Consider the following 15,070-nt stretch of genomic DNA (forward strand, 5'->3'; position numbering starts at 1 on the left):
CCTGTCTGTGTCGGTGCTTGCGTCTGCGTCTGTGCTTGTGTCCGGGTCTTCGCGTGTGCCGGGTCAGGGCCGCTCCGCGGTGATCAGGACATAGCCGGTGTGCGGGTGCTTCCCGAATGCCTCCATCAGGTCGGCCGCCGCGGTGATCTGCCGCGCCGCCGCGGTGTCGAGGGAGGCGGCGAGTTCCCGGAAGGCGACCGCGGCATGCCCGTAACTGGCCCGGACCTGCTCCCCGATGTCCGTCAACTCCCGCAGCCGCCAGCCCGATTCGGTGAGCCGGGCACGGTGCTCGTCGGGCGTGTTGATCCCGGCAATCCGGTACATGCGCAGCATGTCGTCCAGCAGCGTGCTGTCGGCGCCGGTGAACGGCCGCCGACTGCACAGGTCGGCGACGACCAGCCGGCCGCCCGGGCGGACGACGCGGCGGATCTCGGCCAGGGCGGTGGTCTGGTCGGACAGATGCAGCAGCGATTCGATCGCCCAGGCGCCGTCGAAGGAGGCGTCGGCGAAGGGGAGATCCAGGGCGTCCGCGAACCGGAAGGCGACCCGGCCACGGGCGGCCGACCGCTTCGCCCGGTCCGCCGCCCGGTCCAGCTCCTGGCGGCTCACTCCGATCCCGGCCACGTGGACGTCGTACGCCTCCGCGATACGCAGGGCCGGGACGCCGTTGCCGCAGCCCACGTCCAGCAGACGCTGCCCCGGCCGGGGTACGAGGTGGGCCGCGACGAGGTCGGTGAGGCGGTCGGTGGCCTCGGTGATCGGGACATCGTGCTCGCCGTCCCAGTAGCCCACGTGGATATTGCCGCCCAGCGCGGTCGTGGTGCCGGCGTCTGCGAACCGGTCGTACACCTGACCGACGGAGCCGGCGGTGGTGTCGGACTGCTGCGTCATGGGTGCCTTCTTCTCGTACGGTGCCGGTGTGTCGGTGTGTCGGTGTGTTGGCGCGTCGGCCGGGGTCATGGGTGGTCGGACAGGGTGAGTACGAGACGCGCCGGCCCGTGGAAGACCATGTCGTCGGCGTAGTCGACCTGTTGGCCGCCGAGGCCGAGCCCGGGAAGGCCGTCCAGCAGCGCCCTGAGGCCGATCTCGGCCTCGGCGCGGGCCAGTGTGGCGCCGAGGCAGTAGTGGATGCCGAGGCCGAAGCCCAGATGCCGGTCGGCGGGGCGTCGTACGTCCAGGACATCGGGGTGCGGGAAGCGCGCGGGGTCCCGGTTGGCCGAGCCCAGCAGGGCGACCACCCGGCTGCCGCGCGGCACGTCGTGCCCGCCGAGCCGGGTGTCCTCGTACGCCCAGCGCGTCACCGCCTGCACCGGCGGGTCGTGGCGCAGCAGTTCCTCGACCGCCCCCGGTGTCAGTTCGGGTGTGGCGCGCAGCTCGTCCAGGGCCGGGGGGTGGGCCCGTAGCGCCAGCACCGCCTTCGCGAGGAAGTTGGTGGTGGTCTCGTGGCCGGCGGTGAGCAGATGGACACAGGTGCCCACGATGCCGTCCACGCTCAGCGGCGCCCCGCTGTTCCGGGCGCGTACGAGGAGGGTCAGCAGGTCGCCGCGGTCCTCCCCGCGCCGCAGCCGCACCTCCCGCCGGAAGTAGCCGGCGAACTCCCGGGAGGCCGCCTCGGCCCGTGCGTAACCGTCACGGCCACCCCGCGACCGGGAGGTGCTGGCCTCCTGGAGGGCCACCGCGTTGGCGCGGAGCCACGCGTGGTGCTCCTGCGGGATGCCGAGCAGTTCGGAGATCACGAGGATGGGGAAGGGCGCGGCGAAGCCCTCCACGAGGTCCGCCTCCCGGCGGCGCTCGAGCCGCTCCAGCAGCCCGTGCGCGATCTCGGTGATCCGCGGACGCAGCCCGGCGACGACCGACGGCGAGAACTCCGTACCGAGCAGGGAGCGCAGTTCGGTGTGGTGCGGCGGGTCCAGGAACACCAGCCAGTTCTCCACGATGGCCCGCAGGGCCCGGTACTCGGCGGGCACCGGTACGGGCACCGTCCCGGGGTTGCCGGACGCCACCCGCGCGTCCCGGCCGAACCGCGCGTGGGACAGCACGCGGACGGTGTCGTCGTAGGAGAAGACGTAGAAGGTCTCCGGCCGGCCGGGGCCCGATGCCCCGCGGTGCACGGGCGCGGCGTCCCGGTAGCGGCGGTACACCGGGTACGGGTGGGCGATGTCCGCCCGGTCCCAGCCGTTGAGGTCGAACCGCGGCAGCGTCGCGGAGGGCATGCGGTCTCCTTCGGTCGGTGGTGGGGGGCGCCCTATCGGTTCGGCGGGCGGAAGTGGCCGGCCCAGAACGTGCTCATCTCCGCCACATGGGCGGGGACCAGGGGGTGTTTGCGGCAGGCGGCGGCGAGGTGGTCGAGGCGCAGCGCGATACCGCGTCGCGCCACGTCCGGGCGGGCCACCGGCGCGGGCCGCTCGGTCAGTTCGAACGACGGCCCGGCGGTCGAGCCCCGGCGCCCCGAGGGGAGGGTCACCAGCAGCTCCGCCAGGGGGCGCATCAGGCCGGTCATCATGTCGATGGCCGCGTTCATCAGGTCGGAGCGCCGCAGGCTCCCGTCCGGGCGCTCCCCGAAGTGCTGGGCCATGAGCTGGAGGGCCATGAAGTACGAGCGGTTGAACAGCTCCATGACCGACCGGGCGTCGGGATCGGTGACGGTCTCCATGGCCGGGTTTCCCTGCCCGAGGGTCGGGTTCCGTACGACGGGGTAGGCCGGATTCCACCGCTCGCGGACCGGGTGCGGGTGAGTGGTGGGGGCGGTGGGGGCGTCGTGGAGGAGATCGGAGATCCGCAGGAACGAGGTGTAGTGGGACTCCTCGGTGTGCGTGTTGTCGGCAACGCGCGGGTCCGGGTTGAGCACCCCTCCCTCGCCCTGCTCGGTGATGACGTCGATCGCGAAGAGCGCGCTGGGCAGGTCGTCCACCTCCAACTGGTAGTCGGGGTGGCGCCGGTTGACCGACTCCCGCAGGAAGAGATGGTGTTCCCCGCCTCCCCTGCCCTTCGCCACCAGGAACAGGTCCGGGACGCGCTCCAGGCCCTCCCGGATCTCCGCGTACAGCTCGCTCAGCGAGGCGTAGAGATGCCGACCGCCGGAGGTCCCGGATGCCGCCTCGGCCGCCACGGGTGCCCCCGACGGCTCCCCCCGCCGTACGTCACCGACGAGATGCGCCGGCCGTTCGATCCGGACGAACCGGTCGACACTGCCGGGTCCCAGCCGCTCCAGCGAGAAGTCCAGTGGCACCGGCAGCTCGTGGTTGACCGTGCCGAAGTCGATCCGGCGCACATGGAACGGTTCACCGAGGGCGGTGATGATGTTGTTGACCAGCAGGAAGTGGATCATCTCCTCGCGGGCGACGGTCAGCAGCATGCCGCGGATGCCCTCGTCGAGGCTCTCCCCGCCGTCCCCGCAGGCGAGTTGGAGCTGCCGGTCCGTCCACGCGCCCCGCCGTACGTACTCCGCTCCCGCGCCATGGGTGGGCACCGAGTAGGCCGCGTACAAGTACTGGAGCATGACGGCGAGTTCGATCGCGGCGGCCTCGCGCAGGGTCGCGACGAGACGGCCGCGGGTGGTGATCCGCCCGGTGCGGCGGGCGGTGGCGGGCACCGGCAGGAGGACCTCGTCCGGCCGCTGTTGGTGGCGCAGATACGCCAGCAGGAGCTGTGCCTTCGGCGCGGAGAGGTCCCGGGTCGGTGGCATGTAGTACGTCTTGGCCTTGTTGCGCGGATCGCACATCTGCCAGATCAGCTTCGCGTACGTCTCCACCTTGCACCGGTCGGCCAGGCTGAAGACCTCCGCGTTCATGAAGGAGTACAGGTGCTCGTAGTACGCGAAGACCTCCGTGTACACGAGGTCGAACGTCGCCTCCTCGCAGCCGCTCCCGGCACCGGCCAGCCGCCAGTCGTCCGGCAGCACCCGCACCGACAGATACCCGGCGCCGGACCAGTAGCCGAGCGCGTCGTCGTGGTCGTGCCCGAGGGCGGCGGAGCCGGGGAGGTCCGGGTCGCAGGGCAGGTCGGCGGCGCCGGTGGACAGCAGCACGCGGCTGGTGCCGGCCGCCCCGCCCCGCAGGGTGAACCACCCCTGTCCCGTACCGTCCGTGTCCAGGGCGCAGGCGCTCGCCCAGGTCCCGGAGCCGTCCCGCCGGCCCGCGCGCAGCCGGACGATGTCGAGGTCGGAGCACCGCGCCTCGGGGGAGCGCGCGGCCGGATGGCGCGGGAGGGCCCGGGGGTTGAAGAACTGCCGTACGCCGATCCCTTCGACGGCGCGGGGCCGGCCCCGTACGAAGGACCGTACGCGTACCTCGATGTCGTGGTCCGCGTCCTCCGGGTCCCGGGGGTGCTCCAGGAAGAGGCACGCGTCGTCGGCCTGGACATTGATCTCCTTCTCGCGCAGGTACGTCACCGGTCCGCCGGGGCCGGTGCCCACCAGGTGCAGTGCCTCCCCGGCCGCCGCGCTCGCCGGCAGCTCGATGGGGACGGTCACCAGGCCGCCGGCCAGGACGTACGCCTCCCCCAGATACGCCTGCCGGGGCACCCGGGCCACCAGCCGGCCGCTGTCCGCCGTGCGCAGTTCGAGATCGCCGAGGTCGGTCCGCGCCGGGCCGGGGCCGAGGATCGCGGTGATCATGTTGAGGGTGGCGTGTTCGTCCGTCAGCTCGACGGTGAGGTGGTGCAGCCCTTCGTGTGTTCGGCCGTACGAGGTCCCGGGCGCGCGCCGGTCCGGGACGAGCAGGCGGCCCGCCGGGTACGTACGCGGCTCGTACGGGCGCCAGGGCGCGATCGTCCCGTGCAGCCGCCACCGGCCCGGCCGGTCGGGAGCCTCCGGGGCGGACGGGTGGCTCAGCGCGAACTGCACTACCAGGCCGCCGGATTGCCCGTCGTCCGCCGTCGCGCGCAGCCGCCGTACGGCCGGTGAGTCGGCGGCCCCGTCGAGCCAGGTCAGCTCCTCGCGCTCGGTCACGAACTGGTGGACCACGGACCGGTACGGCCGCCTCACCGGCCACCGGTCACCGGCGTCATCACCGGTGTCACGCGTACACCCGGTGTCGTGCCACCGCGGCGGCTGGAAGCCGTGGACGGCCCCGGTGGCCATGTATCCGACGTCGTGGGAGCGGCCGTCGCGTCCGAAGCAGAACTGTCCGACCATGAGCGTCGTGGTCCCGTCGCACGACGGATCGACGTCGAAGACGCGCGCCCGGTTGACCGTGGTGGCGAGGTACTCGTTGTAGTGCCCCCACATGTCGACACCGCGGCCCACCACCGGGTCGGCGGTGTCGATGTCACCCGCGCGCACCTCGACACCGACGATCCGCGCGTCCACCGCGAAGTGCCCGTTGCCCGCGAAGTCGTCGCCCTTGGCCGCGCTGAAGGGCCCGTCGGGCGTGGGTGCCCCCGTACGGTCGCGGCGCGGCCCCAGCTGTTCGAGGTAGTCGTGGTACTCGCCGGGCGGGCGGTGTGCCGGGAAGGGCTGCCCGTCGGCGGTGAGCGCCGTGTTCGTCGCCAGATCGACCAGGCCGGACCGCGGGCCGGTGGGCAGATGGGTCGTCGCCACACCGCGGAAGTGCAGCCGGGGCACGTCGAAGACGCTCACGCCGACTCCTCCGAGCGGCTCGGCCGGGTGGTGGCGAACACCCGGCTCGCCCTCGGCGCGTACCACTCGATCTCGTGCGCGGCGTCGATCGCCGACTCGATCGCGCCCTCGATCCACGCGGGCTTCGACGAGCAGTGCTCACCGGCGAAGGAGAGCCCCCGCTGCGGCCGGGCCGCCTCCCGCCGCTCCGCCTCGCGCAGGGCCGCCTCCTGGTTCCAGCGGACGGTGGCGGCCCCCCAGGACCAGCGGTGGGTGCCCCAGTCGCGGCCCGCCATCCCCAGCACCATTCCGGGCCTGCGCAGTTCGGGGTGCATCACACTCAGCTCCCGGGTGACCACCTCGTTCCGCTCGGCCTCGCTCAGCCGGCTGAGCACATCGGCGTCCGGCCCGATGCTGTAGCTCGCGAGGAGCACCGCGCCGAGCGCCGGATCGCCGTCGGCGGGCGGGTAGTACGTCTGCCGCACATGCCCGCCGGTGAAGGAGGCGCCCCCGCTGATCCCGTCCTTCTCCCAGAACGCCTCGCGGCAGTGGAAGGCGATCTTCGTCGCCGCCCAGTACTTCGTCTGATGGACGATGTCCAGCTTGTCCTGGTCGAAGCCGGTCAGCCGCATCCGCCGGAGCACCGTGAACGGAATGGTGCACACCACGTAGTCGCAGATCCGGGTGAGGGTCCTGACACCCTGCCGGATCCGCAGGATCACCGCGTCGTCCCGGACGTCGATGCCCACCACCTCCTGCCCGGTCACGATCTCCCCCCGGATCCGCGAGGCGAGCCGCCGGGGCAGCGCGTCCATCCCGTCGCGCAGCCGCACGATGGTGGAGCTGGTCTCGTCCAGCACATCGTCGAGGAAGCGTTCGAGGCGCGGCGGGCAGAACGACCGCACCTGGGGGTGGTCGGCGAAGAAGGCGTGCAGGTCGATACGGTTACGGGCGCTGCCGCACCGGTAGGGGGTCAGGTCGATGTGATCGACGAGGTCCAGCAGCTCCACGCCGATCTCGTCGTGCAGTCCGTCGTAGAACTGCCGGGGTGCGATGGCGCGGATGCTGGCGTCGAGCCAGGCGCCGAACAGCAGTGTGCTGTCCCGGTAGTGGCGGTTCGGCAGCCCGGCGGCGAACTCGTCGACGAGGGTCTCGTGCGCGTCGCGCACCCGGAGGTATCCGGTGGCACCGGGCAGATAGGCGGCGTCGTCGGAGAACAGCGTCCGGAATTCCCGCACTTGGTTCTGGAGGCCGAGTTCCGCGATGTAGTGCATGGTCAGCCGGTGTCCGGCGGGGATCCGCATCGCGCCCAGTTCGGCGAACGGCCCGGTCCTGCCGCCGCCACCGTCACCACCACCGCCGCCTCCCCCACCGCCGGCGGCGGTGTCGCCGGGAAACCGGTGGGTGTGGATGCGTCCGCCGATCTCGCGGCTTCCCTCGATGATCTGGACGTGGTGTCCGAGGCGCTCCAGCTCGTAGGCCGCGACCAGACCGGCGATGCCGGCGCCGATGACGGTGACCTTCTTCGGTCCGCGGATGGTGCCGCCCGGCCCGTCGATCTCCTGTAAGGGTGCCATCACGGATTGCCTCCAGTACGCGATGTCCAAGGCCGGGAACATGTGCTGGATGAACGCCCGCGTCTTGTCCCGGTCCCGGAAAGGGCGACGCCGGAAGTTGGCCTACCGGCAATTCTGTGCGCGGGGACGGCGCCCCCGTATCCCCCGGCGGACGGGGACACGGACGGTTCACGGGGCGGCCCGCCGGCCCGTCCGGGGTGCCGGGAGGGCGCCGTACCGCGTGAACGCGTGGGGTTTTCCGCGCACCGGGGCGAGGAGGGCGGTACGGGGCGATGCTGGCGTGCGTGACCGGGTGACACGGAGGAACGGTGACCGGGTCCCACGGCAGACGGACGGCAACCGGACGGCAACCGGAGGACGAGGAGGCGACGTTGACGCGCGTGCTGATCGCGACCACACCGGCCCCTGGACATATCGTCAGCATGCTGGACGTCGCACGTGAGCTGACCCGGCGCGGGCATGAGGTGCGGTGGTACACCGGTCGCGCCTTCCAGCAACGGGTGGAGCAGGCCGGGGCGCGCTTCGAACCCATGGACGCCGCACTGGACTTCGGCGGGCTGAGCCGGGAGGAGGCGTTCCCCGCGCACGCCGGGCTGACCGGGATCGCCAGTTTCACGGTCGGGGTCCGGGACATCTTCTACCGGACCGCGCCGGACCAACTGGCCGACCTGCTGGCCGTGCTCGAACGGTTTCCGGCGGACTGTCTGCTCGCCGACGACATGTGTTACGGCGCCTGCTTCGCCGCCGAGCGCACCGGAATCCCGCTGGCCTGGCTGAGCAACTCGGTCTACATCCTGGGCAGTCGGGACACCGCCCCGCTCGGCCGGGGGCTGGGTCCCGGCGCCTCGCGGCTGGGCCGGGTGCGCAACGCGCTGCTGCGGTGCGCCGGGGACCGGGTGGTGCTGCGGGGTCTGCGCCGGGAGGCCGACCGGACCCGGGCGCTGGTGGGACTGGACCGGCTCGGGACCAGCGCCATGGAGAACATCGCGCGCCCGCCGGCCCTCTATCTGATGGGCACCGTGCCGTCCTTCGAGTTCCCCCGCAGCGATCTGCTCCCGGGCACCCACTTCGTGGGCGGGCTGCTCGGGCTTCCCCCGGAGGACTTCGAACCGCCGCTCTGGTGGCCGGAGTTGCTGGGCGGCCGGCCGGTGGTGCTGATCACGCAGGGCACCACGGCCAACGATGTCGGCCGGCTGCTCGTGCCGGCCGTCCGGGCGCTGGCCGACAGCGATGTCCTCGTCGTGGTCACCACCGGAAGCACCCTCGACGTCGGCCGGCTGCGTCCGCTGCCGGCCAATGTGCGGCTGGAGCGGTTCGTCCCGTACCACCATCTGCTGCCGCACGTGGATGTGATGGTGACGAACGGGGGCTACAACGGTGTCAACGCGGCGCTCGCCCAGGGGGTGCCGCTGGTCGTCGCGCCGGGCTCGGAGGAGAACCCGGATGTGGCGGCGCGGGTCAAGTGGGCCGGGGCCGGGCTTGTCCTCGGCCGGCGGGCCGTGTCGGAGTCCCGGCTGCGCGGCGCGGTGACCACCGTACTGAACGACGAGCGCTACCGGCTGCGGGCACGCGCGCTGGCGCGGGAGCACCGGAGCCTCGACGCCCCGCGACGGGCCGCCGAACTCATCGAGTCCATGGCCGATTTCCAGGGCCAGATCCCCACCGGAGGTATCGCACGGTGAACGTCACGACGAAGACCGGCCTGGCGCACCCCCCCGAGACGGCCATGCCGACGGACCCGGGGCCCTTCGACTGCATGCCGGAGCTGCTGGCGGCGGCGCGGGTGGCGCCGGTCGTCCGGATCCCCTATCTCGGCCACCACGCCTGGGTCGTGTGCGATCCGGAGCTGGTACGGGCCGCGCTCACCCACCCCCAACTGGCCAAGGACGTCAGCCTCGTTCCCGACTGGATGCGCAGGCCGGGCCTGATGGTGGGATCGCAGCCGGACCCGGAGTACGCCCGCGCCATGATCATGAGCGACGGCGAGCACCACGCGCGGATCCGGCGGATGCACGCGCCGGTGCTGAGCCCGCGCAACACCGAGCAGTGGGGCGCGCGGGTCAGTGTCAAGGTCGACGGCTTCCTGGACGAGCTGGAGCGGTCCCACTCCGGTGTGTCCGGCGAGGTCAATGTGGTGACGGCCTACACCCACCGGATCCCGCTCGCCTTCATCTCCGAGATGCTCGGCCTGCCGCCGGAGGCGGAGCGGCAACTGCGCGCCATCACCGACATCATGCTCTACTCCTCCGACTACCCGGCGCGCACCGAGGCGGTCGGCGCGCTGTACGGGGCGGCCGAGGGCTGGGTACGCGACCCGGCGCCGCTGCGGGACGGGGTGATCACGGGGCTGCTGGCCTCCTCCGACGGGCCGGACGCGGCGGTCACCGAGGGCGAGGTCATCGTCTGGACCCTAGGGATGATCATCACCGGTTACGAGACGACCGGCAGTCTGATTTCCGCGTCGCTGTACGAGGCCCTGCGGCGCCCGGCGGAGGAGCGTCCGCGTACCGACGACGACATCCGGGCGTGGGTCGAGGAGACCCTCCGGGTGCACCCGCCGTTTCCGCACCCGACCTGGCGCTTCGCCACCGCCGATATCGATCTCGGCGGCTATCTGATCCCCAGGGGCGCTCCGGTGCAGGTCAGCATCGCGGCGGCGAACCGTGAACCGGGCGAGGAGGCCGACAGCTTCGCCGCGGACCGGCAGGGGCAGGGGCATCTCACCTTCGGTCTCGGTATGCACTACTGCATCGGTGCTTCGCTGGTCCGGCTGGAGGCGCAGATCGCGGTGCGCGGTTTTCTGCGCCGCTTCCCCCGGGCGCGGCTGAGCGAGGACACCGCCGTCGGCTGGGAGTCGGAGTGGATGATCCGCCGGATGAGTGTTCTGCCCGCCACACTGACCTGATGAGGAGGGCGGCGGGAGTGTGACGCCGTAAAGCCATGTGCCGTCAGGAGACCGTTGTTACGCCGTGAACCGGGTCAGCGCCATCCGGGAGCGGATCCCGAGCTTGCGGTAGATCTGCCGCAGGTGGAAGCCCACCGTGTGCGGGGAGATGAACAGATGGTGCGCGGCCTGCTGGTTGGTGAGCCCGTCGGCCACCAGCTCCGCGACCTTGCGCTCGGTCTTGGTGAGGCTCTCCCAGCCGGAGACCGGGCGCTCGGTGTGCGTCCAGTGCCGGCGCCGCACACCGAGCCCGCGCAGCCGGGCCCGTACCCGGGCGGCGTCCCTCTCGCCGCCGAGCGCGCCGTAGCCGCTCATGGCGCGGTCCAGCTCGCCGATCGCGGTCTCCCGGTCGCCGCGCGCGCCCCGGGCGAGGAGCAGGCCGGCGTGGTCCTCGGCCGCCGCGGCCCGCGCCCAAGGGTTACGGTGCAGCCGGCCGGCCCGGGCCACGGCGTCCGCGTCGCCCTCGGCCAGCGCGCGGGCGTGCGCGGCGGCGGCGAGCACGGCGGGCACGCACCCGTTGCGCGTGCGGAGGTACTCCGTCGTGTCGACCACCGCCCGCGCGATGTCCGGGGTGTCCGCCGCGAGCGCGCAGCGGACGCACCAGGCCGCGGCGGCCGGGTCCTCCAGGACGAGTTCGCGGAGCGCGCCGGCGTCCGCGCCGATCTCCGCCAGCACTTCCGTCGCCGCCAGAGAGCCCGAACGGGCCTCGGCCACCTGCGCGTTGAGCAGCAGGCGCGCGGCCCACCACGGGCCGGAGGGGTCCTGGGGGAAGCCCTTCTCCAGGCTCTTGATGTGGTCCTCGGCCTGGGTGAGCGCTCCCCGGCGCAGGGCGACGAGGGTCAGCACCAGCCACGCCTGCGGGGCGAGCACCGGGAGGTACGAGCCGTCCGCGCCCACTCCGGACCGCGCCTCCTTCTCGGCCTCGTCCAGGCGTCCCTGGGCGAGCCGCAGCGGCGCCCGGAGCAGGGCCGCCACCGCGACGGCCGGGGTTCCCGTACCCGAACCGGCCGTCCGGGCGGAGCACCGGATGACGGCCGACGCCTCCTCGTACTCGTCGGTCCTGATGAGCGCGGAGGCGAGGAACCAGCGCGGATCGAGGAGCCGCGCGTCCTCGCCCTCGCGGTCGAGCGCGACGGCTCCGCGCAGGATGCCCAGGGCGTCGCCGACATGGCCGGCGCGCCACTGGCCCAGCGCGTGGAAGGCCATCGCGCCGACCCGTACGGCCGGTGCGTGGTGGTCGGGCGCGCCGAGGATTTCCCGCGCCCGTCCGGCGGCGGCGCTGTCGCCGGTCAGGCAGGAGGCGGCGAGATGGGCGATCACGGCTTCGGGCTGCTGGAATCCGCCGTCCCGCGCCGCGAGCGCGTCGCCCGCGACCCGGCGGGCCGTCCGCGCGTCCCCCAGGAGCAGCAGCGCGGCCGACATCGAGGCCCGCAGCGCGGCGATGTCGCCACCGGCGGGCGCGGTGGGAGGGGGTGCCGGTGAGGGAGCCGCCGAGGCTGACGCCGCCGGGGTTGACGCCGCGGGCACTGACGCCGCCGGGGGCGACGCCGCCGTGTGCCGTACGGCCTCCTCGATCGTCTCCTTGGCCAGGGTGACCGCCCGGTCCGGGGCGCCCGCCCTGATGAAGGCGTCCACCGCGGTCTTCCCGAGCCGCAGCCGATCGGCGTGGCCGGGGGGCAGCAACTCCATGCCACGGGTCGCGAGGGAGGCCGCGGCCGACGGGTCGGTGGCCAGCAGGCGGCGGGATCCCTCGGCGATGACGCGCAGCGCCTCGGCGTCGCCGGGCCGGGCGATGTGCGCCAGCTGGAGGGCGGCGCGGGCGACCCCGTCTGGGCGCGACAGCAGCAGCTCCGCCGCCTGCCGGCGCAGCAGGGCGCGTACGGGGAGCGGCACGGAGTCGAGCAGCACCCGCCAGACCGGCTCGCCGCGGAACGCGAGGTCGCGCTCGCCGCAGACCAGAATCCCTCGGTTGACCGCTTCGTCCACCGCGGCCAGCAGCCCGGCCGGCGCTTCGCCGAGCATGGCCGACAGATCCTCCGGCGCGAACGGCGAGCCGAGCACCGCGGCCAGTCTGAGGGCCTTGACGGTGGGCGCGGCGAGCGACCGGAGATCCCGCTGGATCATGGCGGCGAAGCGCTTCGGCACGGGCGCGGGCACGCCTCCCGCCGGGGCGCCGCCGGGTGGGCCGGGACGCAGCCGCGCGGCGCCGTCGACCACGCGTAGGTCGCCGTCCTCCATGAGCCCGCGCACCAGCTCGATCACCGCGCGGGGGGTGCCGTTGACGCTCTCCGCGAGCGCGAGGAGCGCCGGCCCGGGGACGGCTCCGGCGCAGTCGGCGACCAGCTGCGCCAGCGCGTCCCCGGGCAGCGGGCCCAGCTCCCGTACCGGCTCCACCGGGACTCTGCCCTGGAGCCCGGCGAGACAGGTCTTCACCGGCTCGTACGGCGCGGACTGACGGTCCGAGGCGAAGGCGAGCAGCCAGAGCACCGGCCGGCCCGCGTACGCCACGACGAGATCGCACAGCGCCGTCAGGGCGGGCAGGTTCGCCAGATGCAGATCGTCGAGCGCGACGACGGTGGGACGCGCGGAAAGCTGCTCCGCGTCCTCACGCAACCGCGCCCGCGCCGCCTCGATCGCACCGGAGGCGCTCGGCCCGGGGTACGCCTCGGGAGCGGCCGAGGCACCGCTGACAACCGCGACGCCGTTTCGGCCCGCGACCGCGACGGCTTCCACGAGCAGCCGGGTCTTGCCCGCGCCGCGCGCGGCCTCGATCAGAAGGACCTTGCTCCGCCGGGTACTTGTCACGCCGTGCAGATGCGCGTTCATCTGCGCCAGCTGCTGCTGCCGGCCGCGCACCGGCGGCAACGGTCGTGCGGGAGGACCCATGAAGCTCCTCGTGAATTACTCTTCGAGACGTTCCGACTTCACAGCGTGACCAATACCAGAGTGGCACGACCGCCGCCCGGAAACGACCGCGCACAACAGTTCACCGCACGGCGCTAGCAGCACTCCCGTAGCACCCCCGCACCCCCGCACGCCCCCCGGAACGAGTGACACCCGGTTTCTCGGGTCCCCTGATCCCGCGGTCAGTACCAGGACGGCCCGGCGTTGGTGTACGGCGCCTCAAGTGCTGCCGCTTCCTCGTCCGAGAGCTGGAGGGGGAGCGCCTCCACGGCCTGCTGGAGGTGGTGGGCGCGGGTGGCTCCGACGATGGGCGCCGAGACCAGGGGGTTGCGCAGCACCCAGGCGAGGGCGATCTGGGCCATGGAGACACCGCGGGCCTCGGCGAGCCGCTGGACGGCGTCGATGACCGGCTCGTCGTGCCGGCTGTCGAAGGCTTGTACGACGTGGTCGGTGGTGGAGCGGGGGCTCTGCTCGCCGACGGGGCGGGCCAGGCGGCCCTTGCCGTTCGGGGAGTAGGGCACCAGTCCCACGCCCATGTCCCCGCACAGGGCCATGAGTTCGGGTTCGTCCTGGCGGCGCAGGAGGTTGTACTGATTCTGCATGGACGCGAAGCGGGTCCATCCGCCGAGGTCGGCGGCGTGCTGGAGCTTGGCGAACTGCCAGGCGTACATCGACGAGGCGCCGAGGTAGCGGACCTTGCCGGCCTTGACGATGTCGTGCAGTGCCTCCATCGTCTCCTCGACCGGTACGTCGTCGTCGAAGCGGTGGATCTGGTAGAGGTCGATGTAGTCCGTGCCCAGCCGGGTCAGCGAGGCGTCGACCTGCTCCAGGATCGCCTTGCGGGACAGTCCCTCACCGCCCGGCCCCTCGTGCATCCGCCCGCGCACCTTGGTGGCCAGGACGATGTCCTCGCGCCGGGAGTACTCCCTGATGGCGCGGCCGGTGAACTCCTCGGACGTACCGGCCTGGTACACGTTGGCGGTGTCCCAGAAGGTGATGCCCAGCTCGACGGCCTGCCGGAAGAAAGGCGCGGCGTCGTCCTCGGTCAGCGCCCATGAGTGGGCGCGAGGGGCGGTCGGGTCGCCGTAGCTCATGCAGCCGAGGGCGAGACGGCTCACTCGCAGCCCGGTGGTCCCGAGACGGGTGTACTCCATGGTGACGCTCCTTCACGGTCATCCGCGTGCCGGCGTACGTGCCGACACCACGAAGTCGGGGGTGTGTCCCGCGGCCGGTGCGCGTCGGTCCGGCGCCGTACGGGAGGGTTCAGTGTGTGGTGTATCCGCCGTCGACGGGCAGAGCCACACCGACGACGAAGCTCGCGGCGGGGCTGCACAGCCACAGGACGGCCGCGGCGATCTCGTCGGGCCGGCCCAGCCGTCCGATCGGCTGCTGCTTCATGATCTCCGCCATGGCCTCGGCCTGGCCTTCGAGCATCCCGGCGACCATCGGGGTGTCGATCACACCGGGGCACACCGCGTTGATCCGGATGCCCCTGGGCGCGTACTCGACGGCGGCGCTCCTGGTCAGACCGATCACACCGTGCTTGGACGCGTGGTAGGCGGCCCGCTCCGGCAGACCCACCAGACCGCCCAGGGAGGAGCAGTTGACAATGGCGCCGCCGCCGTCCTGCTGCCGCATCCGGCGCAGTTCATGCTTCTGGGCGGCCCAGACACCGCGCAGATTCACGGCGTTGACACGGTCGAAGTCCGCGGCCGTCTCGTCGGCCGCGTCACTGGGCGGGGCCTGCACACCGGCGTTGTTGAACGCCATGTCGAGACGGCCGTACGTCGCGACCGCGCGGTCGACCATCGCCGCCGCCTGCTCCTCGTCCGTGACATCGCAGACGACACCGACCGCCCGATGGCCGGCCGCGGCCAGTCCCTCAGCCGCGTGCTGGACGGCCCGCTCGTCGAGGTCGGCCAGGACGACGGCCGCACCGGCCTCGGCGAAGGCCCGGGCGGTGGCCAGGCCCATCCCGGAGGCCGCGCCGGTGATCAGGGCGACCTGGCCATGGAAATCGTACGTCGGGGTCATGCGGGTTCCCATCGTGAGGTGGCGTGGGGTGAGTGAAGGGGGGAGCGGTGTGAA

The 15,070-nt window shown here is 72.8% G+C and carries 9 protein-coding genes; 2 read left to right on the plus strand and 7 right to left on the minus strand.

Annotated features, from left to right (window positions below; all coding sequences use genetic code 11):
* Positions 1-63: 63 nt before the first annotated feature.
* The 4 genes from DVK44_RS01740 to DVK44_RS01755 form a co-directional block, all read right to left on the minus strand.
* Complete coding sequence (locus DVK44_RS01740) at positions 64-891, minus strand: methyltransferase domain-containing protein (protein ID WP_114657982.1); 828 nt, start codon at positions 889-891, stop codon at positions 64-66.
* Between the two features lie 65 nt (positions 892-956).
* Positions 957-2,213: a cytochrome P450 gene (locus tag DVK44_RS01745; protein ID WP_114657983.1), complete on the minus strand. Its 1,257-nt coding sequence runs from the start codon at positions 2,211-2,213 to the stop codon at positions 957-959.
* Between the two features lie 32 nt (positions 2,214-2,245).
* Entirely contained in the window at positions 2,246-5,578 is a 3,333-nt protein-coding gene (locus tag DVK44_RS01750; protein ID WP_114664838.1) for a ferritin-like domain-containing protein, read from the minus strand.
* Entirely contained in the window at positions 5,575-7,134 is a 1,560-nt protein-coding gene (locus tag DVK44_RS01755) for a flavin monoamine oxidase family protein (protein ID WP_114657984.1), read from the minus strand. The genes DVK44_RS01750 and DVK44_RS01755 overlap by 4 nt, the downstream gene beginning before the upstream one ends.
* Before the next feature lie 380 nt (positions 7,135-7,514).
* Between DVK44_RS01755 and DVK44_RS01760 the strand changes: the two genes are divergently transcribed.
* Together DVK44_RS01760 and DVK44_RS01765 are read left to right on the plus strand one after the other, a co-directional pair.
* Positions 7,515-8,816 carry a glycosyltransferase gene (locus tag DVK44_RS01760; protein ID WP_114657985.1) on the plus strand — a complete coding sequence of 434 codons (1,302 nt, stop codon included), beginning with the start codon at positions 7,515-7,517 and terminating at the stop codon, positions 8,814-8,816.
* On the plus strand, positions 8,813-10,039 hold the full coding sequence (locus tag DVK44_RS01765; protein ID WP_228446949.1) for a cytochrome P450: 1,227 nt from the start codon (positions 8,813-8,815) through the stop codon (positions 10,037-10,039). Before DVK44_RS01760 ends, DVK44_RS01765 begins: the two co-directional genes overlap by 4 nt.
* Positions 10,040-10,096: 57 nt before the next feature.
* Here the strand turns inward: DVK44_RS01765 and DVK44_RS01770 are convergent, their stop codons facing one another.
* The 3 genes from DVK44_RS01770 to DVK44_RS01780 all read right to left on the minus strand — a co-directional run bounded on the left by DVK44_RS01770 (position 10,097) and on the right by DVK44_RS01780 (position 15,016).
* Complete coding sequence (locus DVK44_RS01770; RefSeq protein WP_114657986.1) at positions 10,097-12,964, minus strand: LuxR C-terminal-related transcriptional regulator; 2,868 nt, start codon at positions 12,962-12,964, stop codon at positions 10,097-10,099.
* 200 nt (positions 12,965-13,164) lie between these two features.
* Entirely contained in the window at positions 13,165-14,136 is a 972-nt protein-coding gene (locus tag DVK44_RS01775; protein WP_114657987.1) for an aldo/keto reductase, read from the minus strand.
* A 109-nt stretch (positions 14,137-14,245) separates the two neighbouring features.
* Positions 14,246-15,016, minus strand: a complete 771-nt coding sequence (locus DVK44_RS01780; RefSeq protein ID WP_114657988.1) for an SDR family oxidoreductase — start codon at positions 15,014-15,016, stop codon at positions 14,246-14,248.
* Positions 15,017-15,070 lie beyond the last annotated feature (54 nt).

Source organism: Streptomyces paludis (genome assembly GCF_003344965.1).
Lineage (GTDB): Bacteria > Actinomycetota > Actinomycetes > Streptomycetales > Streptomycetaceae > Streptomyces > Streptomyces paludis.

What these genes read in the sequence shown, in the direction of transcription:
- DVK44_RS01755 (WP_114657984.1), bottom strand. Translation starts at nt 7,134, where the DNA reads ATGGCACCCTTACAGGAGATCGACGGGCCGGGCGGCACCATCCGCGGA.
- DVK44_RS01740 (WP_114657982.1), bottom strand. Translation starts at nt 891, where the DNA reads ATGACGCAGCAGTCCGACACCACCGCCGGCTCCGTCGGTCAGGTGTAC.
- DVK44_RS01780 (WP_114657988.1), bottom strand. Translation starts at nt 15,016, where the DNA reads ATGACCCCGACGTACGATTTCCATGGCCAGGTCGCCCTGATCACCGGC.
- DVK44_RS01745 (WP_114657983.1), bottom strand. Translation starts at nt 2,213, where the DNA reads ATGCCCTCCGCGACGCTGCCGCGGTTCGACCTCAACGGCTGGGACCGG.
- DVK44_RS01775 (WP_114657987.1), bottom strand. Translation starts at nt 14,136, where the DNA reads ATGGAGTACACCCGTCTCGGGACCACCGGGCTGCGAGTGAGCCGTCTC.
- DVK44_RS01770 (WP_114657986.1), bottom strand. Translation starts at nt 12,964, where the DNA reads ATGGGTCCTCCCGCACGACCGTTGCCGCCGGTGCGCGGCCGGCAGCAG.